Below are 25,677 nucleotides of genomic sequence, written 5' to 3'. Positions count from 1 at the left end.
TTATTGAATCAAGATTGATCAATGAATCCGATAGTGACAGATTGTTTGTCATAGCGGAATGGCATCGTCGCCTCCGCCACGCAAGGAGCCATGCCATGAGTCTTTCTTCCGCCGGCGCCGCCTTCCGCGCCGCACTGGCTGCCGAATCGCCGCTGCAGGTGATCGGCGCGATCAACGCCAACCACGCCCTGCTGGCCAAGCGCGCCGGCTACCGGGCCATCTACCTGTCCGGCGGCGGCGTCGCGGCCGGCTCGCTGGGCCTGCCGGACCTGGGCATCAACACCCTGGAAGACGTGCTGATCGACGTGCGCCGCATCACCGACGTGTGCGACCTGCCGCTGATGGTGGACATCGACACCGGCTTCGGCCCGAGTGCGTTCAACATCGCGCGCACGGTGAAGTCGCTGATCAAGGCCGGTGCCGCGGCCTGCCACATCGAGGACCAGGTGGGGGCCAAGCGTTGCGGCCACCGCCCGGGCAAGGAGATCGTGTCGCAGGGTGAAATGGTGGACCGCGTGAAGGCGGCGGCCGATGCCAAGACCGACCCGGATTTCTTCCTGATCGCCCGTACCGACGCGATCCAGATGGAAGGCGTGGACGCGGCCATCGAGCGTGCCATCGCCTGCGTCGAGGCCGGCGCCGATGGCATCTTCGCCGAGGCTGCCTATGACCTGGAAACCTACAAGCGCTTCGCCGACGCGGTGAAGGTGCCGCTGCTGGCCAACATCACTGAATTCGGGGCCACGCCGCTGTTCAGCCGTGATGAGCTGGCTGCTTCGGGCGTTGCGATCCAGCTGTTCCCGCTGTCGGCGTTCCGCGCGGCCAACAAGGCGGCCGAGAACGTCTACGAAGCCATCCGCCGTGACGGCCACCAGCGTAATGTGGTGGAGACGATGCAGACCCGCGAGGAGCTGTACGACCGGATTGGTTACCACGAATTCGAGCGCAGCCTGGACAGGACGTTTGCTGCGAAGAAGTAACGGGGCCGCAGCATCCGGCCCTCACCCCCAGCCCCTCTCCCGCAGGCGGAAGAGGGGAGCTAAATCCCGCATCTGATCGAGGTTCACACCATGTCTGAATCCACCGCCGCCCCGGCGTTCAAGCCGAAGAAGTCCGTCGCCCTGTCCGGCACCGCCGCAGGCAACACCGCGCTGTGCACGGTCGGTCGCAGCGGCAACGACCTGCACTACCGCGGTTACGACATCCTGGACCTGGCCAACACCAGCGAGTTCGAGGAAATCGCCCACCTGCTGGTGCACGGCAAGCTGCCGAACAAGGCCGAGCTGCGCGCCTACAAGGCCAAGCTGAAGGCGCTGCGTGGCATCCCGGCGGCGGTCAAGGCCGCGCTGGAAGAACTGCCGCCGTCGGCCCACCCGATGGACGTGATGCGCACCGGCGTGTCGGTGATGGGGTGCGTGTCGCCGGAGAAGGACGACCACAACCACCCGGGCGCGCGTGACATCGCCGACAAGCTGATGGCTTCGCTCGGCTCGATGCTGCTGTACTGGTACCACTGGAGCCACAACGGCAAGGTCATCGACGTGGAGACCGACGACGACTCCATCGGCGGCCACTTCCTGCACCTGCTGCACGGCGAGCAGCCGCGTGAGTCGTGGGTCAAGGCGATGCACACCAGCCTGATCCTGTACGCCGAGCATGAGTTCAACGCTTCGACCTTTGCCTGCCGCGTCATCGCCGGCACCGGCAGCGACATGTACAGCGCCATCACCGGCGGCATCGGCGCACTGCGCGGGCCCAAGCACGGTGGTGCCAACGAAGTCGCCTTCGAGGTGCAGAAGCGCTACGAGACGCCGGACGAGGCCGAGGCCGACATCAAGGCGCGGGTGGAGCGCAAGGAAGTGGTCATCGGCTTCGGCCACCCGGTCTACACCGTGTCCGATCCGCGCAACAAGGTGATCAAGGAGGTCTCGCGCGAGCTGTCGGCCGAGCAGGAGAACATGAAGATGTACGACATCGCCGAGCGCCTGGAATCGGTGATGTGGGACATCAAGAAGATGTTCCCGAACCTGGACTGGTTCAGCGCCGTCAGCTACCACATGATGGGCGTGCCGACCGCCATGTTCACCCCGCTGTTCGTGATCGCGCGTACCGCCGGCTGGAGCGCGCACATCATCGAGCAGCGCATCGACGGCAAGATCATCCGCCCGAGCGCGAATTACACCGGTCCGGAAGACCAGGCCTTCGTGCCGTTGGACAAGCGCGCGTAAGGCTCGCAGAAAGTCTCCCGCAGGCGGAACACAAAGCCCCTCTCCCGACTGCGGAAAACTTAGCCCCTCTCCCGCTTGCGGGAGAGGGGTTGGGGTGAGGGGAGGCTCCTGGCACGTGGAGCAAGCTTCAAGTCCGTAGAAAAAAGCGAAGCAAAGCTGGAGATCAAGCAAGAGCAAGAGCAAAGCTCCCCCATCCGCCCTCCGGGCACCTTCCCCCGCAGGCGGGAGAAGGGAGCCTCCAGATTCCAAGTGTTGCTGTGGGATTGCCGAAGTCGCGTGCATCCGCGAGCAATTCACCGCAAACACCAGCAAGCCCAGACCCTCACAGGCCAGCCATGAACACCGATTACCGCAAGCATCTCCCCGGCAGCACGCTGGACTACTTCGACGCGCAGGCTGCGGTCGACGCCATCCAGCCCGGTGCCTATGCCACGCTGCCGTACACCGCGCGCGTGCTGGCCGAGAACCTGGTGCGCCGCTGCGACCCGGCCACGCTCACTGATTCGCTCACGCAGCTGATCGAGCGCAAGCGCGACCTCGATTTCCCGTGGTTCCCGGCCCGCGTGGTGTGCCACGACATCCTCGGCCAGACCGCACTGGTCGACCTGGCCGGCCTGCGCGATGCCATCGCCGACAAGGGCGGCGACCCGGCCAAGGTGAACCCGGTGGTGCCGGTGCAGCTGATCGTGGACCACTCGCTGGCGGTGGAATGCGGCGGCTTTGACCCGCAGGCGTTCGAGAAGAACCGCGCCATCGAGGACCGTCGCAACGAGGACCGCTTCCATTTCATCGACTGGACCAAGCTGGCCTTTGAGAACGTGGACGTGATCCCGCCGGGCAACGGCATCATGCACCAGATCAACCTGGAGAAGATGTCGCCGGTGATCTACCAGCAGGGCGGCGTGGCGTTCCCGGATACCTGCGTGGGTACCGACAGCCATACTCCGCATGTCGATGCGCTGGGCGTGATCGCCATCGGCGTGGGTGGCCTGGAAGCAGAGAACGTGATGCTCGGCCGTGCGTCGTGGATGCGCCTGCCCGACATCATCGGTGTCAAGCTGACCGGCAAGCCGCAGCCCAACATCACCGCCACCGACGTGGTGCTGGCGCTCACCGAATTCCTGCGCAAGGAACGCGTGGTGGGTGCGTGGCTGGAGTTCTTCGGTGAAGGTGCGGCGGCATTGACCATCGGCGACCGCGCCACCATTTCCAACATGTGCCCGGAGTACGGCGCGACGGCGGCGATGTTCTACATCGACCAGCAGACCATCGACTACCTGCGCCTGACCGGCCGCGAGGAAGCACAGCTGGAGTTGGTCGAGAACTACGCAAAGACCACCGGCCTGTGGGCCGACGCGTTGGTCACCGCGCAGTACGAGCGGGTGCTGGAGTTCGATCTGTCCAGCGTGGTGCGCAACATGGCCGGCCCCAGCAATCCGCACAAGCGTCTGCCGGTGTCGGACCTGGCCGAGCGCGGCATCGCTGATGAAACCAAGCTCGAGTCGGGCAAGGCCGAGGAAGCACAGGGGCTGATGCCCGATGGCGCGGTGATCATCGCGGCCATCACCAGCTGCACCAATACCTCCAATCCGCGCAATGTGATTGCTGCCGCACTGCTGGCGCGCAATGCCAATGCGCGCGGGCTGATCCGCAAGCCGTGGGTGAAGTCGTCGCTGGCGCCGGGCTCCAAGGCGGTACAGCTGTACCTGGAAGAATCCGGGCTGCTGCCGGACCTGGAAAAGCTGGGCTTCGGCATCGTTGCTTTCGCCTGCACCACGTGCAACGGCATGAGCGGTGCGCTGGACCCGAAGATCCAGCAGGAAATCATCGATCGCGATCTGTACTCGACCGCAGTGTTGTCGGGCAACCGCAACTTCGATGGCCGCATCCACCCGTATGCCAAGCAGGCATTCCTGGCGTCGCCGCCGTTGGTCATTGCCTATGCCATCGCCGGCACCGTGCGTTTCGATATCGAGAAGGACGTGCTGGGCATCGATGCCGAGGGCAACGAAGTGCGCCTGAAGGACATCTGGCCGACCGATGCGGAAATCGATGCAGTGGTGAAGGCCTCGGTCAAGCCGGAGCAGTTTCGCAGCGTCTACAACCCGATGTTCAACGTGCGCGTCGAGCACGGCGAGAAGGTCAGCCCGCTGTACGACTGGCGCCCGCAGAGCACCTATATCCGCCGTCCGCCGTATTGGGAGGGTGCATTGGCCGGTGAGCGTACGTTGCGTGGCATGCGCCCGCTGGCGGTGCTGCCGGACAACATCACCACCGACCACCTGTCGCCGTCGAACGCGATCCTGCTGTCCAGTGCCGCCGGTGAGTACCTGGCCAAGATGGGCCTGCCGGAAGAGGACTTCAATTCCTACGCCACCCATCGCGGCGATCATTTGACCGCGCAGCGCGCCACGTTTGCCAACCCGAAGCTGTTCAACGAAATGGTGCGCAACGAAGACGGCAGCGTGAAGCAGGGTTCGCTGGCGCGCGTGGAGCCGGAAGGCAAGGTCATGCGCATGTGGGAAGCCATTGAAACCTACATGGAGCGCAAGCAGCCGCTGATCATCATCGCCGGTGCCGACTACGGCCAGGGCAGCTCGCGCGACTGGGCCGCCAAGGGCGTGCGCCTGGCCGGTGTGGAGGTCATCGCCGCCGAAGGCTTCGAGCGCATCCACCGCACCAACCTGATCGGCATGGGCGTGCTGCCGCTGGAGTTCAAGCCGGGCACCGACCGCAACACGCTGGGCATTGACGGCACCGAAACCTTCGATGTCATCGGTGCGCGCCAGCCGCGCACCGATCTGACGCTGGTGATCCACCGCAAGGACGGCAGCACGGTGAACGTACCGGTCACCTGCCGTCTGGATTCGGACGAGGAAGTGGCCATCTACGAAGCCGGCGGCGTGCTGCAACGCTTCGCGCAGGACTTCCTGGAAGCTTCCGCCAGTTGATGCGCCAGCCCCTGGACGGGGCTTTGCTTGGAGCCCCTCTCCCGCCGGCGGGAGAGGGGTTGGGGTGAGGGCAGCCGTTTCTGCCCTTGTCGTTGATGCACGTCAGGAAACCCAGTCATGTCCCATGTTCCGCAGATCAGAATCCCCGCCACCTACTTGCGCGGCGGCACCTCCAAGGGCGTGTTCTTCCGCCTGGAAGACCTGCCGGCCAGCGCGCAGGTGCCCGGCGCGGCACGCGACCGCCTGTTCCAGCGGGTGATCGGCTCGCCCGATCCGTTCGCCAAGCAGATCGATGGCATGGGCGGGGCGACCTCCAGCACCAGCAAGTGCGTGATCCTGTCGCCAAGCAGCAGGCCCGACCACGACGTGGACTACCTCTATGGCCAGGTCTCGATCGACACCGACTTCGTCGACTGGTCGGGTAATTGCGGCAACCTGTCCACCGGGGCCGGCGCGTTCGCGCTGCATGCCGGCTACGTCGATCCGGCCCGTGTTCCGGAAAACGGCGTCTGCGCGGTGCGAATCTGGCAGGCCAACATCAACAAGACCATCATCGCGCACGTGCCGGTCAGCAACGGCCAGGTGCAGGAAACCGGTGACTTCGAACTGGACGGGGTGACCTTCCCGGCGGCGGAGATCGTGCTGGAGTTCATCGATCCGGCCGATGAGGGCGAAGGCGAGGGCGGCGGTGCGATGTTCCCGACCGGCAACCTGGTCGATGCCCTGGAGGTGCCGGGTGTCGGTACGCTGAAGGCCACGATGATCACCGCCGGCATCCCGACCGTGTTCGTCAACGCCGCCGACATCGGCTACACCGGCACCGAGCTGCAGCCGGCCATCAACGAGGACAAGGCGGCGCTGGCCCGGCTGGAAGCCATCCGCGTCGCCGGTGCGCTGCGCATGGGGCTGATCGCCTCGCCGGAGGAAGCACTCAAGCGCCAGCACACGCCGAAGATCGTGTTCGTCGCGCCGCCACAGGACTACGTGTCCAGCGGCAACAAGCCGATCAAGGCCGGTGACATCGACCTCAACGCCCGCGCCCTGTCGATGGGCAAGCTGCACCACGCGATGATGGGCACCGCTTCGGTGGCCATCGCCACCGCGGCATCGGTGCCGGGCACGCTGGTCAACGCGGCCGCCGGTGGCGGCCAGCGCAACGCGGTGCGCTTCGGCCACCCGTCCGGCACGCTGCGGGTCGGCGCCGAGGTGGCGCAGGTCGATGGCCAGTGGACCGTGACCAAGGCGGTGATGAGCCGTAGCGCGCGCATCCTGATGGAAGGCTGGGTGCGGGTGCCGGGCGATATGTTCTGAGGGGGGCGGGCCCATCACCCTCGTTGCCTGTGCCCGTTGGGCGGCGATTGGGCTGACCTGTACACAAGGTCCATGCCGATGGCTGGGTATACTCCGGCCATCTGCAGGAGGACGCCATGGGCAACAGGAAGTCGTGGGGATTGCGGGGGGCAGCGCTGGTTCTGGCGGCGATTGCCTTGATTGCAGGATGCAAGCGCAACGAGACCGGGCAGTTGCCCGGCACCAGTGGCGAGGCCATCCAGGCCAAGCGCGAAGAGGTCAAGGGCTTCGTCATGCTGCGGGCCTATCCGGACCAGCAGCGCGGTGACGGGATGGCGTTGGCGGTGGAGTTCTCGCGGCCGCTGGTCGGTACCCAGGACTTCGACAAGCTGCTGCGCTTCGAGGAGAAGGTCGGCACCGAGGAAAGCAGCTGGTCGCTGTCCGATGACGGCAAGACCCTGCGCTATCCCTACGTGGAGCCGGCCAAGGAATACACCCTGATCATTTCGCCGGACCTGCTGGCCGCCGATGGCAGCCGGCTGGGCACGGAGGTGAAGCAGAAGGTGTTCAGCGGCGAGATGGAGCCGGCGGTCGGTTTCGCCTCGCAGGGCAGCGTGCTGCCGGCCAAGGAGAGCCGCGGCCTGCCGGTGGTGTCGGTGAACGTGCCGGAGGTGGACGTCGAATTCCTGCGCGTACGCGAATCCGAGCTGCCCAGCTTCTTTGCCCAGTACCAGCGTGGCGGCCGTCGTGGCAGCTGGGAGCTGGACAGCGAGTACAGCGACAATACGCCGCTGTCGCAGCTGGCCGAGCCGGTCTACATGAACCGCTTCGTGCTTGGTGGCAAGCAGAACGAGCGGGTACTGACCTACCTGCCGATCCAGGAAGTGAAGGAACTGCAGCAGCCGGGCCTGTACTTCGCGGTGATGAAGCGCACCGGCAGCTTCGGCGGCGAATACGACACCGCGTTCTTCTCCGTCAGCGACATCGGCCTGCACACCCGCGCCTACAAGGACACGCTGTTCGTCCACACCGCGTCGCTGGCCGATGGCACGCCGGCCAGGAAGGTCGACCTGAAGGTCATCAACGCCAAGGGCGAGGTGATCCTGAGGGGGCAGACCGACGGCAACGGCAACGCGTTGCTCAACTACACGCTCGATGCCACCCAGGTGCTGGTGGCTTCCAGCGGCAGCGATACCACGATGCTGCCGTTCAACCAGCCGGCGCTGGACCTGAGCGAGTTCGCGGTGGCTGGCCGCCAGAATGCCAACTTCGATGTATTCGCCTGGTCCGGGCGTGACCTGTACCGCCCCGGCGAGACGGTGCGCGTGTCCGCGCTGCTGCGTGACAACGACGGCAAGCCGCTGCCGGCCCCGGCCAATGGCGGGTTGCCGGTGTTCCTGCGGCTCAAGCAACCCGACGGCAAGACCTTCCGCGAAACCCGCCTGCAGGCGGGCGAACAGGGCTATTTCTCCTTCGAGCAGGTGATCCCGGTCGAGGCGCCCACCGGCCGCTGGCAGGTGGAGTTCCGCACCGACCCGGCCAGCAAGGAAGCGGTGCAGGGCATGACCCTGCGCATCGAGGAATTCCTGCCCGAACGCATGAAGCTGGACCTGGACAGCGCGCAGAAGACGCTCAAACCGGGCGAGCCGCTCAAGCTGCAGGCCGACGCGGCCTACCTGTACGGCGCTCCGGCCGACGGCAACCGCTTCACCGCGCGCCTGGCGGTGGCGGTGGAACAGCATCCGGTCGAGGCGATGCCGGGCTGGTTCTTCGGCGATCCCACCGTTGAGCTGCCGCGGCAGGCCAACGACGTGATCGACACCACCCTTCCCGGCGACGGCAAGCTGCGCCAGGACATCCCGCTGCCGGCCGAGGTCGGCAAGGGGACGACGGTGGCGGCGGTGGTGTCGGGCAGCGTCTACGAGACCGGCGGCCGCACCGTCACCCGCACGCTCAAGCGCGTGCTGTGGCCGGCCCCGGCACTGGTGGCGGTGCGCCCGTTGTTCGATGACAAGGACGGTGCCGACGCCAACGCCAATGCGCGCTTCGAGCTGATGCGCGTGGATGCCGAGGGCAATCCGCAACCGGGCAAGGGCCTGAAGGTCACGCTGGTACGCGAGCTGCGCGATTACCACTGGACCTACACCGACAACCGTTGGGACTACGACTTCACCCGTCGCTTCGAGAACAAGGAAACCCGCACCCTCGATGCCGGCACCACCGCGGCCCGCTTCGACTTCCCGGTGGAGTGGGGTGATTACCGGGTGGACGTGTTCGATCCCGCCACCGGCCTGACCACGCGCTATCCGTTCAGTGCCGGCTGGAGCTGGGAGGACGAGAACCGCGGCATGGACGCACGTCCCGACAAGGTCAAGCTGGCCCTGGACAAGACCAGCTACCGCGCCGGTGACACGCTGAAGGTGACGGTGACGCCGCCGCATGCCGGCCGTGGCCTATTGATGGTCGAAAGCGACAAGATGATCTATGTCCAGGACATCGACGCCAAACCGGGCAGCACCTTCGAAATCCCGGTGACCGCCGACTGGGAGCGCCACGACGTCTACGTCACCGCGCTGGTGTTCCGCGGCGGCAGCGCGCCGAGCAAGATCACCCCGGCGCGCGCCGTGGGCGTGGCCCACGTGCCGATGAACCGCAGCGACCGCCGCGTCGCCGTGGGCCTGGTGGCGCCCAGGCAGATGCGTCCCGAACAGCCGATGACGGTCACCGTCAGTGCGCCGGAGCTGGCCGGCAAGCCGGCCCATGTCACCGTCTCGGCGGTGGACGTGGGCATCCTCAACATCACCCGTTTCCCGGTGCCGGATGCCCCGGCGCATTTCTTCGCGCAGCGACGCCTGGGCGTGGATGCGTATGACATCTACGGGCGCGTGATCGAGAGTTTCGACGGCAACACCGGCAAGCTGAAGTTCGGTGGCGACATGGCCCTGGCGGCGCTGCCGCAGGCCAAGCGGCCGACCGCGCGAGTGCAGACCGTTGACCTGTTCTCCGGGCCGGTCGCGCTGGACGCCAAGGGCAATGCGCGGGTGCAACTGAACGTGCCGGACTTCAACGGTACCCTGCGGGTGTCGGCGATGGTCTATTCGGACCAGCGCTACGGCAACCGCGACGTGGAGACGCTGGTGCGCGCGCCGATCCTGGCCGAGGCCAGCATGCCGCGGGTGATGGCGCCGGGCGACCGCAGCATGGTCACCCTGGACGTGCAGAACTTCACCGGCAAGCCCGGCCAGTTCACGGTACGGGTGGACGGCGAAGGCCCGCTGGGCATCGCCGAGTCCTCGCGCTCGGTGCAGTTGGGCGCGGATGCCAAGAGCACCCTGAGCTTCCCGTTGACCGCGCAGGAAGGCTACAGCGTGGCCAAGGTGCGGGTGCGCGTGGACGGCAACGGTTTCAAGGTCGACCGGCGTTATGACCTGCCGGTGCGCGCGGCCTGGCCGCAGGTGCTGCGCTCGCAGACCCGCACGCTCGATCCGCTGGCACCGGTCACCCTGGACAGCAGCTTCATCGATGGCCTGATGAGCAACTCGGTCAGCGCCCGCATGCTGGTCAGCGCGCTGCCGCCGATCCCGTTCGCCTCCGCGCTGCAAGGGGCGCTCAATTATCCGTATGGGTGCGCCGAGCAGACCACGAGCAAGGGCTACGCCGCGTTGATGCTCGACCAGGCCACCTCGGCCATGCTCGGCGCCGATGGGCTGGATGCCAAGGCGCGCCGCGAGCGCATGGAAGGTGCGTTCGGCCGATTGGCATCGATGCAGGTGGCCAACGGCAACTTCTCGATGTGGGGCAACGACGACTACATCAACCCGGCGCTGACCCCGTACATTGCCGAGTTCCTGCTCGATGCCAAGGACGCCGGCTTCGCGGTGCCAGAGAACGTGCTGCAGAAAGCGCTGGACCGGATCAGCGAAGACCTGCTCAGCGGTGGCAACCAGTTCTACGGGCAGGACAACCGGGAGGCACTGAAGTTCGCCAACCAGGCCTATTCGGGCTATGTGCTGGCGCGGGTCAACCGCGCGCCGCTGGGAACCCTGCGCACGCTGTGGGACAACGAGCGCAGCAAGGCGGTGTCCGGCTTGTCGCTGGTGCACCTGGGCGTGGCGCTGTCGCTGCAGGGCGATGGCAAGCGCGGCCAGGCCGCGATTGCCGCCGGCTTCGCCAAGGCTACGAATGACCGTCCGTCCTACTTCGGCGATTACGGCAGCGTGCTGCGTGACGATGCGCTGATGATCGCACTGACCCACGAGCGCGGCCTGGCCAAGCCCGAGTACGACGCACGTGCAGTGTCCATGGGCCGCGAGCTGGAGACCCGTCGCAACAGCGGCTGGCTGTGGCTGAGCACGCAGGAGCAGGTGGCGTTGGCACGCCTGGGCAAGGCCTTGATGGTCAACCAGAAGAAGCTGGTGTCCGGCGAGCTGGCCGTGGGTGAGCGCCGCGAGGCGATCGACGCGCGCAAGGCGTTCGGCCGGGTGTTCGATGCAGCCCAGCTGGCGCAAGGCGTGCGTTTCTCGCCGCAGGGCGAGGCCCCGATGTTCGCCAGCCTGGACGTGGCCGGCATCCCGCGCCAGGCACCGGCGCCGGACAACCGCCATATCGGCATCGAGCGCACCTGGTACGGCACCGACGGCAAGCCGTGGACACCGCGTCCGTTGAAGGAAGGCGAGGCCTTGATCGTGCGCCTGAGCGTGACCGCCAATACCGCGATGCCCGAGGCATTGGTGACCGACCTGTTGCCGGCAGGCCTGGAGATCGAGAACTTCAACCTCGGTGATGCCAAGCAATGGGCCGACGTGGTGGTGGATGGGGTGGAGATCAGCGACCGTGGCAGCGCCGCCGACATCAAGCACGAGGAGTTCCGTGACGACCGTTACGTGGCGGCGGTGAACCTGTCGCGCGGCCGGACCGCGAACGTGTTCTACCTCGTCCGTGCGGTCAGCCCGGGTACCTACACCGTGCCGCCGCCGCTGGCCGAGGACATGTATCGTCCCGACCTGCGCGGCGTGGGTCGCTCCACCCCGAGCACGATCACGGTGGTACAGCCCTGACCCCGCCGCGCCTGCGCAACACGGTAGGAGCGGCTTCGGCCGCGAGGCCGGGAATGCCCGGCTTCGCGCCCGGGGTCGCTCCTGCTCCCCAAGGTCACGATTGAAGAACACGCACCAGTGAACACGCGCTTCCCGCGCCTGAAGCAGCTTGGCAAGCGCCTGCGCTCTCCCCGCACCCTGCGCCTGCTGCGCTGGGGCACCGCCACATTGCTGGCGTTGCTGCTGGTGCTGGACCTGGCCTTCCCGCCACCACTGCCGCGGTCGCGGGAGACCAGTACGCTGGTCGTCGCCGCCGACGGCACGCCGCTGCGTGCCTTCGCCGATGCCGAAGGCGTCTGGCGCTATCCGGCCGACGCGAAGATGGTTTCGCCGCTTTACCTGCAGGCGTTGCTGACCTACGAGGACCGCTGGTTCTGGCGGCATCCGGGCATCAACCCCTGGGCGCTGCTGCGTGCGGCCAGGCAGATGGTGCTGGAGCGCCGCATCGTCTCCGGCGGTTCGACGCTGACCATGCAGGTCGCGCGCATCCTCGACCCGCATACGCGCACGCCATGGGGCAAGCTCAAGCAGCTGTTGCGTGCGGTGCAGCTGGAGGTGCACCTGAGCAAGGCCGAGATCCTCGACCTGTACCTGGAGCGCGCGCCCTACGGCGGCACCATCGAAGGCGTCGAGGCGGCCAGCTGGGCCTACCTGGGCAAGTCCGCCGCGCACCTGTCGCAGGCCGAGGCCGCACTGCTGGCGGTGCTGCCGCAGTCACCGAGCCGGCTGCGTCCGGACCGCCATCCCGAGGCCGCGAGACGGGCCCGCGACAAGGTGCTGGCGCGCATGGCCGAACTCGGCGCGTGGTCGGCCGACGAGGTCGCCGATGCGCGCATCGAGCCAGTCGTTGCGCGCTCGCTGAAGCAGCCGTTGTACGCGGCGCTGCTGGCCCAGCGCCTGCATGCGGCGCAACCGCGCGCCGCGCATATCCAGACCACGCTCGACGCCGGCCTGCAGCGCACGCTGGAGGAGCGCGTGGCGGCGTACTTCTCGCAGCTGCCCGAGCGCACCTCCGCCGCGCTGCTGGTGATGGACAACACCACGCTGGAGGCCCGTGCCTACGTGGGCTCGGTCGCGTTCGGTGACAAGGCGCGGCTGGGGCACGTGGACATGGTGCAGGCCTGGCGCTCCCCCGGCTCCACGCTCAAGCCGTTCCTGTACGGCATGGCGCTGGACGATGGCCTTATCCACTCCGAGAGCCTGCTGGTGGATGCGCCGCAGAGTTTCGGCGGCTATCGCCCGGGCAACTTCGATGCCGCGTTCAATGGCCCCATTGGCGCGGCCAGCGCATTGCGCCTGTCGTTGAACGTGCCCTCGGTGGACCTGCTCGACCGTGTCGGCCCGGCGCGCTTCACCGCCCGGCTCGCCAACGGCGGGGTCACGCTGCGCTTCCCGCATGGGGCCAAGCCGAATCTGGCCGTGATCCTGGGCGGCACCGGTGCCCAGCTGGAGGGGCTGGTCGGTGCCTTCTCGGCGTTCAACCGCGGTGGCATCGCCGGGCGCGTGCGTTACACGCCGGACGATCCCCGGCTCGAGCGGCGGATGATGTCCGAAGGCGCGGCGTGGATCGTGCGTGACATCCTCGAATCCAACCCGCGCCCGGGGTACGGCGTGGGCACCTTCGACACCGGCGGCCGCCCGCGCGTGGCATGGAAGACCGGCACCAGCTTTGGTTACCGCGATGCCTGGGCCATCGGCGGTACCCGCCAGTACACCGTGGGCGTGTGGGTCGGCCGGCCCGACGGCACGCCGCTGCCCGGCCAGTACGGAGCGGTCACCGCGCTGCCGCTGATGTTCGAGGTTATCGACAGCCTGCCGCGCCAACCGGGCGACAACGCCACCCGGACGGCACCGGCCAGCGTCACTGAAATGGACATCTGCTGGCCGCTGGGCATCGCCGCCGAGCAGACCCCGCCATCGATGTGTCACCAGCGGTTCCCGGCGATGGTGCTCGACGGCGTGGTGCCGCCCACCTTCGCCGAACGCGACGCCCGCCTGTGGCAATCCGGTCGCCTGCGCTTCGAGGTGGATGCAGTGACCGGGCAGCGGGTATCGGTGGACTGCGACGGCCATCCGGCCCGTGAGCAACGCGAGATCGCCCGTTGGCCGGCTCTGGCTTCACCGTGGTTGTCGGCCGTGCAACGGCAGGCACAGCAGTTGCCGGTGCTCGCGGCCGATTGCCCGGACGATGGCCGCCAATCGCGTGGCGTACTGCATATCGACGGCCTGAATGACCAGTCCACGCTGGCCCGGCCACCGGGTGCCACGCATGGTCCGCGCCTGCAACTGCGTGCACTGGGAAGCGATGCCACCGTCCAATGGCTGCTCGACGGTCGCTGGATTGCCCAGACCCAGGGCGCGCGGGTGTTCATGCGCGACTTCGAGGACGCCGGCGAACACACGCTCACCGCCCTGTCGGACGACGGCAGCTGGGCACGCGTGCGCTTCCGCGTCGTCCACTAGCCGGCAGGAGCGACCTTGCCCGCGAAGTCCCGGACCGCCAGGCGGTCATGACGTCGCAAGCGAGGCCGCTGCTGCCGAGGTTATTCGCCGATCCAGCCGTCCAGCATGTCGGCGAAGTCATCGGCATGGTCCTCCTCCTGCGCCAGGATCTGCTCCAGGATGCGCTTGGTGGTGGTGTCCTTGTCGCCGATGAAGTTGATCATCTCGCGATAGCTGTCGATGGCGATGCGCTCGGCGATGAGGTTCTCGCGGACCATGTCGCGCAGGTTGCCGCCTTCCTTGTACTCGGCGTGGGAGCGCGCGGTGAGGGTGTCCGGGTTGAGGTCCGGTGCACCGCCCAGCTGCACGATGCGGTTGGACAGCAGGTCCGCATGCGCCTGCTCCTGCTGGGCGTGTTCCAGGAACTCGGCCTTCACCGTGTCGGCCAGCATCCCCTTGGCCATGTAGTAATGCCGGTAGTAGCGCAGCACGCAGACCCATTCGGTGGCCAGCGCATCGTTGAGCAGCTTGATCACCGTGGTGCGGTCGGCGCTGTAGCTGGGCGTCACCGCACCGTCTTCCATGCGTTTGCGCGCGTTGGCCCGCAGGGTCTTGCGGTCGGTGAAGCCGGGCGTCGGGGCGGTGGGCTTGCTCGGCTTCGCGGCTGGCTGCTTGCTCATGGCTGGCCTTTCCTTCTGTTGGGGAAACTACTCCGGCAGATGGGCGAGCACGTATTCGGCGGAGGACACCTCGAACTGGCCGGGTTCCTCGACATAGCTGCCGCGTACCACGCCATCTTCCACGTACAGCGCGAACCGGCGCGAGCGCATGCCCATGCCGGAACTGCTTGCGTCCATCTCCAGCCCCAGCGCACGGGTGAACTCGCCGTTGCCGTCGGACAGCATCTGCAGGCCATCGGGCACCGATTGGCTCCGGGCCCAGGCCTGCATCACGAACGGATCATTGACCGCCATGCAGAACACCTCGATGCCGCGGCTGCGGAAATCATCGAAGTGCTCCACGTAACCGGGCAGGTGGCGGGCCGAGCAGGTCGGGGTGAACGCGCCGGGGACGGCGAACAGCACCACCTTGCGGCCGTCGAACAGGGTGTGGGTATCCACCGTTTCCAGGCCCTCGCGCAGGCGCTTGAGGATGACTTCGGGAATGCGGTCGCCGACTTGGATGGACATCAGTAACTCCTGTGCTGAATGTCAGTTTAGTGATCGATTGGAAGTGCAGCGTCAAAAGCTTGAAAACACGGCTTTCACGCAACACCTCGTGGGCATGGGAACGGCATCGCCATTCCGGCAGTCCGGGCCCCCACATTTCAGGAGGACATGATGAGCATCGTACGTTACCGCCAGTGGCCGACGCAGTCCGAAATCCGCAATCTGCTGGGCCCGTTGCTGGAAACCCCCGCCACCTCGCCGCAGGGCTGGGCGCCGGCGGTGGACATCCGCGAGGAGCCGACGCAGTTCGTGCTGTTGGCCGACCTCCCCGGCGTGGAGCCGTCCAGCATCGAGGTGCAGATGGACAAGGGCGTGCTGGAGATCCGTGGTGAGCGCAGCGCACCGGCCGCCGCCGGGGAAGGCCGCTTCTCGCGCAGCGAGCGACGCCATGGCGCGTTCAACCGCCGCTTCGCCCTGCCGGACAGCGCCAATGCCGAGGGCATCGCCGCCCGCAGCCAGAACGGCGTGCTGGAGATCCGCATCCCCAAGCGCGAGGAACCGGCACCGCGCCGCATCCAGGTCCAGGCCGCTTCCCCGGCCGTGTGAGTGCGCCTCCACCAGCACGAGCGCCGTGGCCCGGTAGAATGGCGGCCACGGCGGTTGCCGGTTGCATGACGGCCCGTTGCCGAAAGGTGGCGGGCCTGACTTTTTTGCAGAGGTGTATGGATGGAATTCAAGGATTACTACGCAACGCTGGGCGTGGAGCCCACCGCCGGCGATGCCGAGATCAAGACCGCCTACCGGCGTCTGGCGCGCAAGTACCACCCCGACGTCAGCAAGGAAGCCGGTGCGGAGGAGAAGTTCAAGGCGGTCAATGAGGCCTACGAGGCGCTGCGCGATCCGCAGAAGCGCCAGGCCTATGACCAGCTGCGCGCGCAGGGCTACCGCCCGGGCGAGGAGTTCCAGGCACCGCCCAACTTCGGCGGCGGCCAGGGGTTTGATTTCGAGGAGGTGTTCGGCGGCGGCGGTGCCGGCGGCGGCTTCAGCGATTTCTTCGAAAGCCTGTTCGCGCGCCAGCGCGGTGCCAGCGGGGCAGGGGCGCGTGGTCGTCCCGGGTTTGGCGGCGCCGGGCCGCAACCGATGCGCGACACCCGCGCCAAGCTGTCGGTGCCACTGGAGGCGGCGTACAGCGGCGACAGCCTGCGCATCACCGTCGATGGTCGCCAGCTCGACGTGCGCGTGCCCAAGGGCATCCGCCCGGGCCAGGTGATCCGGCTGGGCGGGCAGGGCAGCGGGGGCGGCAACCTGATGCTGGAGGTGGAATACGCCTCGCACCCACAGTTCGAGGTGGACGGGCGCAACATCCTGTACACCCTGCAGGTCACGCCGTGGCAGGCGGCGCTGGGCACCAGCATCAGCGTGCCGACCCTGGGCGGGGCGGTGGAACTGAAGGTGCCGGCCGATTCGGACAGTGGCCGCAAGCTGCGCCTGCGCGGCCGTGGCCTGCCGGGCAAGCCCGACGGCGACCAGATCGTGGAACTGGAGGTGGTGGCCCCGGTGGCGACGACCGAGGCCCAGCGCAAGGCCTACCAGGAACTGGCCAAGGCCTTCGGTGACAGTTGAGGCCGGTGCGTCCGGTCCCCGAACACGAAAAAGGCGAGCTCCCCGGCTCGCCTTTTTCGTTCCGGCCCTCCGGCGTCAGCCGGCCGGCGGGGCCTCGGCGCTGAACACCTGCGCGATCACCGCGGACAGGTCCTCTTCCGAGAACGGCTTGGTGATGTAGGCCTTGGCGCCCTGGCGCATGCCCCACAGACGGTCGGTGTCCTGGTCCTTGGTGGTCACCAGGATCACCGGGATGTGCTGGGTGGTGGCCTCGCGCTTGAGCGTGCGGGTGGCCTGGAACCCGTTGAGGTTCGGCATCACCACGTCCATCAGCACCAGGTCCGGCAGCACCGACTTGGCCGCTTCCACCCCGGAAGCGCCATCGGTGGCGGTAAAGGTCTCATGCCCCAGCTTCTCTACGATGCGCTGGATGCCCATCAACTGAGACGGCGAATCGTCAACGATCAGGATGCGCGCCATGTTCTTCCCCAAGAGTCAGCGACGAGTGTAGTGCCGGCCCGGGCCCGGCGTGAAGCCGCCAGCGCCGGGTCCGGGCCGGGTCAGGATGGCGGTCAGTCGATTCTTACGACCGTGCGCCCGAAGGACTTGCCGGCGAGCATCGTATCGAACACGCCCGGCAGTTCGCCAAGCCCCACTTCACGGGTACAGATGGTGCCCAGGTGGCGCGGCTTCCAGTCCCCGCCCAGCAGGGCCCAGACCTGCTCGCGGATGTCCCGGGCGGTGCCGGCCGAGGCCACGCCCAGCAGGGACACGCCGCGGATGATGAAGGGCATCACGGTCATGTCCAGCTCCGCGGTGGCCGCCAGGCCGGCCGAGGCCACGTTGCCGTAGGGGCTGGTCTGGGCCAGCAGGCTGGTCAGCATCGCCCCGCCGACGTTGTCCAGCCCGCCGCCGAAGCGGGCCGATTCCATCGGCCGGGTGGTGGCCAAGGCGTCGCGGCCCAGTACCTGGCTGGCACCGATCGCGGTCAGGTAGTCGGCCGCCTCGGCCTTGCCGCTGACGGCATGCACCTCGAAGCCGGCTCGGCTGAAGATGTCCACCGCCAGCGAGCCGACCCCGCCGGTGGCGCCGGTCACCGCCAGCGGGCCGAGCGCCGGGGATTGGCGGTTCTCGGTCATCCGGAACAGCGCCAGCGCGGCGGTGAAGCCGGCCGTGCCCAGCACCATGGCTTCACGCAGGTCCAGCCCGGCAGGCAGCGGGATCACCCATCGGGACTCCAGTCGCACGTACTGGCTGTAGCCGCCGTCGCGGGTCTCGCTCAGGCCGCAGCCGGTGGTCAGCACCTTGTCGCCTTCGCGGAAGGCCGGGTCGGTCGAGGCCACCACCTCGCCGGCCACGTCGATGCCGCCGACCAGCGGGAAGCGGCGCAGGATCTTGCCCTTGCCGGTGCCGGCCAGGGCGTCCTTGTAGTTCACCGAGGACCAGCGGGCACGGATCACCACCTCGCCGGGGCTGAGCTGGTCCAGCGCCAGCGGCTCCAGGCCGCTGCGGTAGCCCGTCTCGTCGTTGTGGATGCGGAAGGCGGAAAACGGGGTGGAAACGGACATGGCGGCCTGCACTGGAACGGGGGATGTCCAAGATAGCGGTTGCGAAACGGCAGGTCAGCCTCATCTAGTAGAATCGGGATTCGATTGATGGCCGGGTCCGGCGGGAACTCCCGCACCCCGGCCCTTACAGATGGAGCATGCATGGCCTGGAATACACCCGGCGGCAATGGTGGGGGCGCGGACGACCGCGGCCCGCGCAAGCCACGTGGCGGAAATGGCAACGGATGGGGCGGCAACATCCCCGGCCCGTTGCGCGACCTGTTTGATGGCGGCATCTGGCGCTGGGTACTGATCGTGGTGGCCTTGCTGGTGCTGTTCTCCAGCTTCCAGCTGATCGGCGAACAGCAGCGTGGCGTGGTGCTGCGCTTCGGCCAGTTCTCCCGCATCCTGCAGCCGGGCCCGAACTTCAAGCTGCCGTGGCCGATCGAGTCGGTGGTCAAGGTCAACGCGACCCAGATCAAGACCTTCAGCAGCAACGTGCCGGTGCTGACCCGCGACGAGAACATCGTCAACGTGGCGGTCAACGTGCAGTACCGCGTGGACGATCCGCGCCAGTACCTGTTCGGTACGGTCGATGCCGACCAGATGCTGGAGCAGTCCGCGCAGAGCGCGGTGCGCGAGCAGGTGGGCCGTGCCGACCTGAACACTGTGCTCAACAACCGCGGCCCGCTGGCCTCGGTGGCCGAGCAGCGCCTGCAGGCCTCGCTCAAGGCCTACAACACCGGCCTGAGCGTGACCGGCCTGACCCTGCCCGACGCCCGTCCGCCGGAAGAAGTGAAGCCGGCCTTCGACGAGGTCAACGGTGCCCAGCAGGTCAAGGAACGCCTGATCAACGAAGCCCAGGCCTATGCGGCCAAGGTCGTGCCGGAGGCGCGTGGCCAGGCCTCGCGTGCCCGCACCACCGCCGAAGGCTACAAGCAGGCCGCCGTGGCCAAGGCCGAAGGTGACGCGCGCCGCTTCACCCTGCTGCAGGCCGAGTACAAGAACGCGCCGGAAGTCACCCGCAAGCGCCTGTGGCTGGAAACCGTGCAGCAGGTGCTGGCCGAGAACCGCAAGGTCATCGGTGGCGATGGCCGCCAGCTGATCTACGTGCCGATGCCCGCCGATGCGGCCAAGGGCACCGGCAACGCCCCGCAGCTGACCCCGGACATGGTCGTGCCGGCCCTGCCGTCGGCCACCGACAGCATTCGCAACGCGGACCGCTCGGTCTCGCGCTCGGCAAGTCGTGAGGAGGCCAGCCGATGAAGAATTCATTTGTGATCGGCCTGCTGGTCGTGGTGCTGCTGGGCCTGCTGGGCTCGGTGTACGTGGTCCGCGAGGACCAGACAGCGATGGTGCTGAACCTGGGCAAGGTGGTGCGTTCGGACATCAAGCCGGGCCTGCACTTCAAGGTGCCGCTGGTGGAAACCGTGCGCGTGTTCGACCGCCGCTTCCAGGTGCTGGACACCGCCCCGGCGCGTTACTTCACCGCCGAGCAGAAGGACGTCAGCGTCGACTTCTTCGCCATCGGCTACATCTCAGACGTGCGTTCGTACTACCGCTCCACCGGCGGTGACGGCAAGGTGGCCAATGCCCGCCTTGCGCCGATCATCACCGACTCGCTGCGCAACCAGATCAACTCGCGCACACTGCAGGCACTGGTGTCCGGTGACCGCGGCGAGCTGATCGCCGGCCAGCTGAAGGCGATCAACGAGGCGGTCAAGCCGCTCGGCATGCAGATCATCGACCTGCGCATCAAGCAGATCGACCTGCCGACCGACAGCCAGGTGATCACCGACGTGTACGAGCGCATGCGCGCCCAGCGCAAGCAGGAGGCCGCCAAGTTGCGCGCCGAGGGCGAGGAGCAGTCGCTGACCATCCGCGCCCAGGCCGACCGCGAGAGCACCGTGATCGTGGCCGAGGCCGAGCGCGATGCGCAGCAGCTGCGTGGCGAGGGCGATGCCCAGGCCGCCGCCATCTACGGCAAGGCCGGCTCGGCCGACCCGGCGTTCTACTCGTTCTACCGCAGCCTGGAGGCCTACCGCGGCTCGATGACCGACGGCAATGGCGTGATCGTGCTCGACAAGAACGACCCGTTCCTGCAGTACCTGAAGAACGACCGCTGACCCTTGCGGCAGCACCAGGCTCGGCCCGGTGCTGCCAGATACCTGTAGCGCCGGGCCATGCCCGGCAGGAACGTTGCGGAGGTTGGCTGCGTTCACGGGGCCGGGTCTGAACGACCGGCCACTGCCGCCGATGGGATGCACCGCCAGGGGTGGTAGCCGTCAGGCAAAACCCGGATAATCCAGAAAAGCCGGTCGGGCCTGCTCCTCACAGAGCGTCCCGTTCGGCTTTTTCCGTGTATGGCCTTGACGTTTGCCGGCGCTCCCCGATGGGGCACCACTGTGGCTGACCATTGGCTCCGCACGGCCCCGTCCGCGGCCCCGATGGCCGCAGCAAATTCAGGAGTTACCCGTCATGGGTCAATCAGTTGTTGTTCTCGGCGCCCAGTGGGGCGATGAAGGCAAGGGCAAGATCGTCGATCTGCTGACCGAGGAGATCGGTGCAGTGGTCCGTTTCCAGGGCGGCCACAATGCCGGCCACACCCTGGTCATCAACGGCAAGAAGACCGTCCTGCACCTGATTCCGTCCGGCATCCTGCGCGATGACGCGCTGTGCCTGATCGGCAATGGCGTGGTGATTTCCCCGGCCGCCCTGCGCAAGGAAATCGAAGAGCTGGAAACGGCCGGCGTGGAAGTGCGTTCGCGCCTGAAGATCTCCCCGGCCGCGCCGCTGATCATGCCGTACCACATCGCCCTGGATCAGGCCCGCGAAAAGGCCGCCGGCGGCAAGGCGATCGGCACCACCGGCCGTGGCATCGGCCCGGCCTATGAAGACAAGGTGGCGCGCCGCGGCATCCGCGTTGCCGACCTGCACTACCCGGAACAGCTGGCCGAGAAGCTGCGTTCGGCGCTGGATTACCACAACTTCGTGCTGACCCAGTACCTGGGCGTGGAGCCGGTGGATTTCGACACCGTCTACCAGGAAGCGCTGGCCTTCGGCGAGTACGTCGAGCCGATGAAGTCCGACGTGGCCGGCATCTGCCATGACCTGCGCAAGCAGGGCAAGCGCGTGCTGTTCGAAGGCGCCCAGGGCGCGCTGCTGGACATCGACCACGGCACCTACCCGTACGTCACCAGCTCCAACACCACCGTCGGCGGCGCGCTGGCTGGTGCCGGTGTGGGCGCCGATGCGATCGACTACGTGCTGGGCATCGCCAAGGCCTACGCCACGCGCGTGGGTGGCGGTCCGTTCCCGACCGAACTGGACGACGAGATCGGCCAGGGCATCCGCGACCGTGGCGCCGAGTACGGTGCCTCGACCGGCCGTCCGCGTCGCTGCGGCTGGATGGACATCGTCGCGCTCAAGCGCGCCGTGGCCATCAACGGCATCTCGGGCCTGTGCATCACCAAGCTGGACGTGCTCGACGGCATGGAAAAGCTCAAGATCTGCATCGCCTACGAATACCGTGGCAAGCGTACCGAGTACGCCCCGCTGGATGCGCAGGGCTGGGAAGAGTGCACCCCGGTGTACCTGGAATTCCCGGGCTGGAGCGAGAACACCCACGGCGTCACCGAGTGGGACAAGCTGCCGCCGGCCGCCCGCGCTTACCTGCGCGCGCTGGAGGAACTGGCAGGCTGCCCGATCTCGATCGTGTCGACCGGTCCGGACCGCGACCACACCATGGTCCTGCAGGATCCGTGGGGCTGATCGCCCGTCACAGCGTTTGATGCGTGAACCAAGGCCCCGCGAAAGCGGGGCCTTGTGTTTGCAGCCTTGCGGTGGATGGTCATGGGATGGGGCGTCGCCGTCCGCGGGCATGGGCCTGGGGACTGGGGACTGGGCAGTGCCGCGGCCGGTGATGCCAGGATGCTTCCCGCAGGGCCAGTCCAGTTCGAGTGCCTGGATTGTGCCGGTTCCGGCATCCGGGGCATTTCATGCCATCAAGGCGCGATGCGCCTGGAGCTGGATCCTGCCTGCAGGGACCACACGGGTGGCCTGAGGCGGCCCGTCTGCCCGCCCGCCGCCGGGAATGTCTTTCGGCCCTGCGGATTCCATGCCGGATCAGGCATCATCGGATGCCCGGTCGGCTTTTCCCCGACGCCACATGTCGTCCCGATGCGTATTGACCCTGCCGAAATCGAAGCCCTGTTCGACGCCATTCCCAGCGTGCTGTTCTTCGCCAAGGACACCGACGGGCGCTACACGCACGTCAACATGACGATGATGCAGCGGCTCGGCGTGAAGTCGCGCAGCGAAGTGATCGGGCGGCGTGCCGATGAGCTGTACCCGGTGGGCATGAGCGAGGCCTACGTGGCCCAGGACCAGCGCGTGCTGGGGGGGGAGGTGATCGAGAACGTGATGGAGCTGCAGCTGTTCGCCAACCAGCAGCCTGGTTGGTGCCTGACCTGCAAGCGGCCGATCATCGAGGACGGCAGGGTGGTCGGCCTGATCGGCATCTCGCGCGACCTGGGCCAGCGTGGCGGGCTGGAGTCGCAGTACGAGCCGTTGCGGCTGGCGCTGGATTACCTCAACACGCACTACGCCGAGAACGTGCGCATGCAGACCCTGCTGGACATCACCGGGTTCTCGCTGTCCAAGCTGGAGCGCTCGTTCCGCAAGGTGTTCCAGATGACGCCGCAGCAGGTGCTGACCCGGCTGCGCATCCAGATCGCATTGCACCTGCTGCACGGCGAGGACAGCGTGGCCAGCATCGGGCAGGCCTGTGGTTTCAGCGACCAGAGTGCGTTCACCCGCAAGTTCAAGGCCGAAGTGGGCATGGCGCCGCGCCAGTACCGGGCGATGATCGCCGCGCGCGCGCTGCTGAACTGAGTCCGGGGCCGTGCTGGTCGCAGCCACTGCGACCACCCTCGGCTATCCTGCGGTCCCCCGTCGCAGGAACCTCCATGGCCAAGCCCCGTAACAGCGCCTACGTCTGCACCGAATGCGGTGCCGAGTACAGCAAATGGCAGGGCCAGTGCACCGAATGCGGGGCATGGAACGTCCTGAGCGAGATCGTGCTGGAGAGCGCGGCCGCCGCCAAGTCACCGGCCGCGCGCCGCAGTGGCTGGGCCGGCAAGGTCGAGGCGCCGAAGATCACCGCGCTGAAGGACGTGCAGCAGACCGAGCACCAGCGCGTGTCCACCGGCATCGGCGAGTTCGACCGGGTGCTCGGCGGCGGGCTGGTGGAAGGTGCGGTGATCCTGGTCGGCGGCGATCCCGGCATCGGCAAGTCCACGCTGTTGCTGCAGGCAGTCGCCAGGATGGCCAGCACGCTGCCGGTGCTGTACGTGACCGGCGAGGAATCGCTGGCCCAGGTGGCGGGCCGTGCGGTGCGGCTGGAGCTGCCGCTGGAGGGCCTCAACGGGCTGTCCGAGACCGGCGTGGAGAACATCCTGCAGCACGCGGCCTCGGCGCGGCCCAAGCTGATCGTGGCCGATTCGGTGCAGACGCTGTGGACCGAAACCCTGACCGCCGCCCCAGGCTCGGTCAGCCAGGTACGCGAAAGCGCGGCGCGGCTGGTGCGCTTTGCCAAGGAAACCGGCACGGCGGTGTTCCTGGTCGGCCACGTCACCAAGGAAGGCGGCATCGCCGGCCCGCGCGTGCTGGAGCACATGGTCGATGCGGTGCTGTACTTCGAGGGCGAGAGTGGCAGCCGCTTCCGCGTGCTGCGCGCGTTCAAGAACCGCTTTGGCGCGGTCAACGAACTGGGCGTGTTCGCGATGGGCGAGAAGGGCCTGAAGGAAGTGCCCAACCCGTCGGCGATCTTCCTGTCCGGTGGCAGCACCCGCCAGCCGGGCAGCTGCGTGATGGTCACCCGGGAGGGCACGCGGCCCCTGCTGGTGGAAGTACAGGCGCTGGTGGATTCCTCGCCGCTGTCCAACCCGCGCCGGGTCGCGGTGGGCCTGGAGCAGAACCGCCTGGCGATGCTGCTGGCCGTGCTGCACCGGCACGGCGGGGTGCTGGTCGGCGACCAGGACGTGTTCGTCAACGTGGTCGGTGGCATCCGCGTGCAGGAAACCGCGGTCGACCTGCCGGTGCTGCTGGCGGTGTTGTCCTCGCTGCAGGACCGGCCGCTGGCGGAGAAGACCATCGCCTTCGGCGAGGTCGGCTTGTCCGGCGAGATCCGGCCGGTACCGAACGGCGAGGACCGCCTGCGCGAGGCGGCCACGCACGGCTTCAAGCGCGCCATCGTGCCCAAGGCCAATGCCCCAAAGACCGGCTCGGTGAAGGGCATGGAAGTGATTGCGGTGGAGCGGCTGTCCGAGGCGCTGGAGGCGGCATCGGAATGATCCGTAGCGCTCTGTAGAGCGGAGCCATGCTCCGCCGGGGCCTTGCCGACGATTCCTGCTGATGCCCGAATCCCGCTGCCGCGCCTGGCGCGGCAGTACCGGGCGTGTTTAGTTCTTTCCCAGCACCAGCTCGATCACGAAGCGGCTGCCGAAGAACGCCAGCAGCAGCAGCGCCATCGCGCTCAGGGTCCAGTGGACGGCCTTGCTGCCGCGCCAGCCGTAACGGCGGCGGCCGATCAGCAGGGTGCCGAACACTATCCACGACAGCACGCTGAGCACGGTCTTGTGCACCAGCTTCTGCGCCAGCAGGTCATCGACGAACAGCACGCCGGTGACCAGGGTCAGGGTCAGCAGGCTGAAGCCCACCGCGATCGTGCGGAACAGCAGGGTTTCCAGGTCCGCCAGCGGCGGCAGGGCGCGCAGCCAGGGGCGGAAATCGCGACGGCGCAGGGCACGCTCCTGCAGCCACAGCATGATCGCCAGCAGCGCGGCCACGCTCAGCGTGGCGTAGGCCAGCAGTGCCAGCCAGGCGTGGGTGGCCAGGCGCCAGCCCAGTACCTTGCTCGGTTCGTGGCCGTAGCCGTGGTAGGCGAGCAGGCCGATGGCGGCCAGCGGGAACACCACCACGCCCAGTGCGGCCATGCGCCCGCGCGCGCCGACCAGGGTGGTCAGCACCGCCATGCCCAGCCCGACCAGGGACAGCGCCGCGAAGAAGTGCATGTCCGGACCGCCGCTGGTCTGCATCGCCACCATCAGGTGGTAGCCGGCATGCAGGACGACGGCGCTGACCGCCGGCAGCAGCCAGGTGCGCGGCAGGGCGTTGCGATCCATCGCCAGTCCGCGCACGAGCAGGGCCGTTGCCAACAGGTAGAGGACGGCGGCGATGAGAACGATTGTCATCGGCACAGTTTCGCACACGGACCCGCCGCTGGCGACGTGAACCGGCGGGCTCGCGGGCGGGTCGCTATACTTGGCGGCTCTGTATCCACGATTCCCGCA

The 25,677-nt window shown here is 67.5% G+C and carries 17 protein-coding genes and 1 pseudogene; 13 read left to right on the top strand and 5 right to left on the bottom strand.

Translation table 11 applies throughout. The features are described from left to right. Window positions 1–95: 95 nt before the first annotated feature. The 6 genes and pseudogenes from prpB to pbpC all read left to right on the top strand — a co-directional run. Entirely contained in the window at window positions 96–980 is an 885-nt protein-coding gene (gene prpB / locus IB227_RS10380) for a methylisocitrate lyase (RefSeq protein ID WP_192287371.1), read from the top strand. A 90-nt stretch (window positions 981–1,070) separates the two neighbouring features. Continuing rightward, entirely contained in the window at window positions 1,071–2,228 is a 1,158-nt protein-coding gene (prpC, locus tag IB227_RS10375; protein WP_132865241.1) for a 2-methylcitrate synthase, read from the top strand. A 335-nt stretch (window positions 2,229–2,563) separates the two neighbouring features. Continuing rightward, window positions 2,564–5,179, top strand: coding sequence for a Fe/S-dependent 2-methylisocitrate dehydratase AcnD (gene acnD / locus IB227_RS10370; RefSeq protein ID WP_192287370.1), 2,616 nt, complete (start codon window positions 2,564–2,566; stop codon window positions 5,177–5,179). Window positions 5,180–5,296: 117 nt separating this feature from the next. Then, complete coding sequence (prpF, locus tag IB227_RS10365) at window positions 5,297–6,490, top strand: 2-methylaconitate cis-trans isomerase PrpF (protein WP_192287369.1); 1,194 nt, start codon at window positions 5,297–5,299, stop codon at window positions 6,488–6,490. A gap of 116 nt (window positions 6,491–6,606) precedes the next feature. Beyond that, window positions 6,607–11,526, top strand: coding sequence for an alpha-2-macroglobulin (locus IB227_RS10360; RefSeq protein WP_192287368.1), 4,920 nt, complete (start codon window positions 6,607–6,609; stop codon window positions 11,524–11,526). Window positions 11,527–11,712: 186 nt separating this feature from the next. Further along, window positions 11,713–14,028: pseudogene (gene pbpC, locus IB227_RS10355) on the top strand (penicillin-binding protein 1C); the annotation flags it as partial. Between the two features lie 80 nt (window positions 14,029–14,108). On the opposite strand, the gene IB227_RS10350 reads toward pbpC, so the two are convergent. Both IB227_RS10350 and IB227_RS10345 read right to left on the bottom strand, forming a co-directional pair. Further along, a complete protein-coding gene (locus tag IB227_RS10350; RefSeq protein ID WP_132865236.1) occupies window positions 14,109–14,687 on the bottom strand; it encodes a ferritin-like domain-containing protein in 579 nt (192 codons plus the stop codon). A gap of 27 nt (window positions 14,688–14,714) precedes the next feature. Next, entirely contained in the window at window positions 14,715–15,197 is a 483-nt protein-coding gene (locus tag IB227_RS10345) for a peroxiredoxin (protein ID WP_132865235.1), read from the bottom strand. 150 nt (window positions 15,198–15,347) lie between these two features. Here IB227_RS10345 and IB227_RS10340 point away from each other — a divergent pair, with 150 nt between their 5' ends. Beyond that, entirely contained in the window at window positions 15,348–15,782 is a 435-nt protein-coding gene (locus tag IB227_RS10340) for an Hsp20/alpha crystallin family protein (RefSeq protein ID WP_192287366.1), read from the top strand. 120 nt (window positions 15,783–15,902) lie between these two features. Continuing rightward, window positions 15,903–16,799: a DnaJ C-terminal domain-containing protein gene (locus IB227_RS10335; protein ID WP_192287365.1), complete on the top strand. Its 897-nt coding sequence runs from the start codon at window positions 15,903–15,905 to the stop codon at window positions 16,797–16,799. 75 nt (window positions 16,800–16,874) lie between these two features. Here the strand turns inward: IB227_RS10335 and pilH are convergent, their stop codons facing one another. Together pilH and IB227_RS10325 are read right to left on the bottom strand one after the other, a co-directional pair. Beyond that, a complete protein-coding gene (gene pilH / locus IB227_RS10330; RefSeq protein WP_132865232.1) occupies window positions 16,875–17,258 on the bottom strand; it encodes a twitching motility response regulator PilH in 384 nt (127 codons plus the stop codon). 92 nt (window positions 17,259–17,350) lie between these two features. Then, on the bottom strand, window positions 17,351–18,346 hold the full coding sequence (locus tag IB227_RS10325; protein WP_192287364.1) for a YhdH/YhfP family quinone oxidoreductase: 996 nt from the start codon (window positions 18,344–18,346) through the stop codon (window positions 17,351–17,353). Between the two features lie 141 nt (window positions 18,347–18,487). Here IB227_RS10325 and hflK point away from each other — a divergent pair, with 141 nt between their 5' ends. The 5 genes from hflK (at window position 18,488) to radA (ending at window position 24,678) form a co-directional block, all read left to right on the top strand. After that, window positions 18,488–19,591: an FtsH protease activity modulator HflK gene (gene hflK, locus IB227_RS10320; RefSeq protein ID WP_192287363.1), complete on the top strand. Its 1,104-nt coding sequence runs from the start codon at window positions 18,488–18,490 to the stop codon at window positions 19,589–19,591. Then, window positions 19,588–20,451 (top strand): protease modulator HflC, encoded by an 864-nt coding sequence (locus IB227_RS10315; RefSeq protein ID WP_132865229.1) that lies wholly within the window; start codon window positions 19,588–19,590, stop codon window positions 20,449–20,451. Before hflK ends, IB227_RS10315 begins: the two co-directional genes overlap by 4 nt. Before the next feature lie 352 nt (window positions 20,452–20,803). After that, window positions 20,804–22,096 carry an adenylosuccinate synthase gene (locus tag IB227_RS10310; RefSeq protein ID WP_132865228.1) on the top strand — a complete coding sequence of 431 codons (1,293 nt, stop codon included), beginning with the start codon at window positions 20,804–20,806 and terminating at the stop codon, window positions 22,094–22,096. Window positions 22,097–22,504: 408 nt separating this feature from the next. Next, window positions 22,505–23,218 (top strand): AraC family transcriptional regulator, encoded by a 714-nt coding sequence (locus IB227_RS10305; RefSeq protein WP_132865227.1) that lies wholly within the window; start codon window positions 22,505–22,507, stop codon window positions 23,216–23,218. Between the two features lie 74 nt (window positions 23,219–23,292). Continuing rightward, window positions 23,293–24,678 (top strand): DNA repair protein RadA, encoded by a 1,386-nt coding sequence (radA, locus tag IB227_RS10300; protein WP_132865226.1) that lies wholly within the window; start codon window positions 23,293–23,295, stop codon window positions 24,676–24,678. A gap of 108 nt (window positions 24,679–24,786) precedes the next feature. Here radA and ccsA read toward each other — a convergent pair whose 3' ends face one another. Beyond that, window positions 24,787–25,578 carry a cytochrome c biogenesis protein CcsA gene (ccsA, locus tag IB227_RS10295; protein ID WP_132865225.1) on the bottom strand — a complete coding sequence of 264 codons (792 nt, stop codon included), beginning with the start codon at window positions 25,576–25,578 and terminating at the stop codon, window positions 24,787–24,789. Window positions 25,579–25,677: the final 99 nt, after the last annotated feature.

It is taken from the genome of Stenotrophomonas sp. STM01, from assembly GCF_014852135.1.
Taxonomy (GTDB): Bacteria; Pseudomonadota; Gammaproteobacteria; order Xanthomonadales; family Xanthomonadaceae; genus Stenotrophomonas; species Stenotrophomonas capsici.
This window is presented reverse-complemented; position numbering and strand designations above follow the sequence as displayed.

Bases quoted from the DNA above. Each gene is read 5' to 3' on its own strand.
- prpB (WP_192287371.1), top strand. From the start codon at position 96: ATGAGTCTTTCTTCCGCCGGCGCCGCCTTCCGCGCCGCACTGGCTGCC.
- prpC (WP_132865241.1), top strand. From the start codon at position 1,071: ATGTCTGAATCCACCGCCGCCCCGGCGTTCAAGCCGAAGAAGTCCGTC.
- acnD (WP_192287370.1), top strand. From the start codon at position 2,564: ATGAACACCGATTACCGCAAGCATCTCCCCGGCAGCACGCTGGACTAC.
- prpF (WP_192287369.1), top strand. From the start codon at position 5,297: ATGTCCCATGTTCCGCAGATCAGAATCCCCGCCACCTACTTGCGCGGC.
- IB227_RS10360 (WP_192287368.1), top strand. From the start codon at position 6,607: ATGGGCAACAGGAAGTCGTGGGGATTGCGGGGGGCAGCGCTGGTTCTG.
- IB227_RS10350 (WP_132865236.1), bottom strand. From the start codon at position 14,687: ATGAGCAAGCAGCCAGCCGCGAAGCCGAGCAAGCCCACCGCCCCGACG.
- IB227_RS10345 (WP_132865235.1), bottom strand. From the start codon at position 15,197: ATGTCCATCCAAGTCGGCGACCGCATTCCCGAAGTCATCCTCAAGCGC.
- IB227_RS10340 (WP_192287366.1), top strand. From the start codon at position 15,348: ATGAGCATCGTACGTTACCGCCAGTGGCCGACGCAGTCCGAAATCCGC.
- IB227_RS10335 (WP_192287365.1), top strand. From the start codon at position 15,903: ATGGAATTCAAGGATTACTACGCAACGCTGGGCGTGGAGCCCACCGCC.
- pilH (WP_132865232.1), bottom strand. From the start codon at position 17,258: ATGGCGCGCATCCTGATCGTTGACGATTCGCCGTCTCAGTTGATGGGC.
- IB227_RS10325 (WP_192287364.1), bottom strand. From the start codon at position 18,346: ATGTCCGTTTCCACCCCGTTTTCCGCCTTCCGCATCCACAACGACGAG.
- hflK (WP_192287363.1), top strand. From the start codon at position 18,488: ATGGCCTGGAATACACCCGGCGGCAATGGTGGGGGCGCGGACGACCGC.
- IB227_RS10315 (WP_132865229.1), top strand. From the start codon at position 19,588: ATGAAGAATTCATTTGTGATCGGCCTGCTGGTCGTGGTGCTGCTGGGC.
- IB227_RS10310 (WP_132865228.1), top strand. From the start codon at position 20,804: ATGGGTCAATCAGTTGTTGTTCTCGGCGCCCAGTGGGGCGATGAAGGC.
- IB227_RS10305 (WP_132865227.1), top strand. From the start codon at position 22,505: ATGCGTATTGACCCTGCCGAAATCGAAGCCCTGTTCGACGCCATTCCC.
- radA (WP_132865226.1), top strand. From the start codon at position 23,293: ATGGCCAAGCCCCGTAACAGCGCCTACGTCTGCACCGAATGCGGTGCC.
- ccsA (WP_132865225.1), bottom strand. From the start codon at position 25,578: ATGACAATCGTTCTCATCGCCGCCGTCCTCTACCTGTTGGCAACGGCC.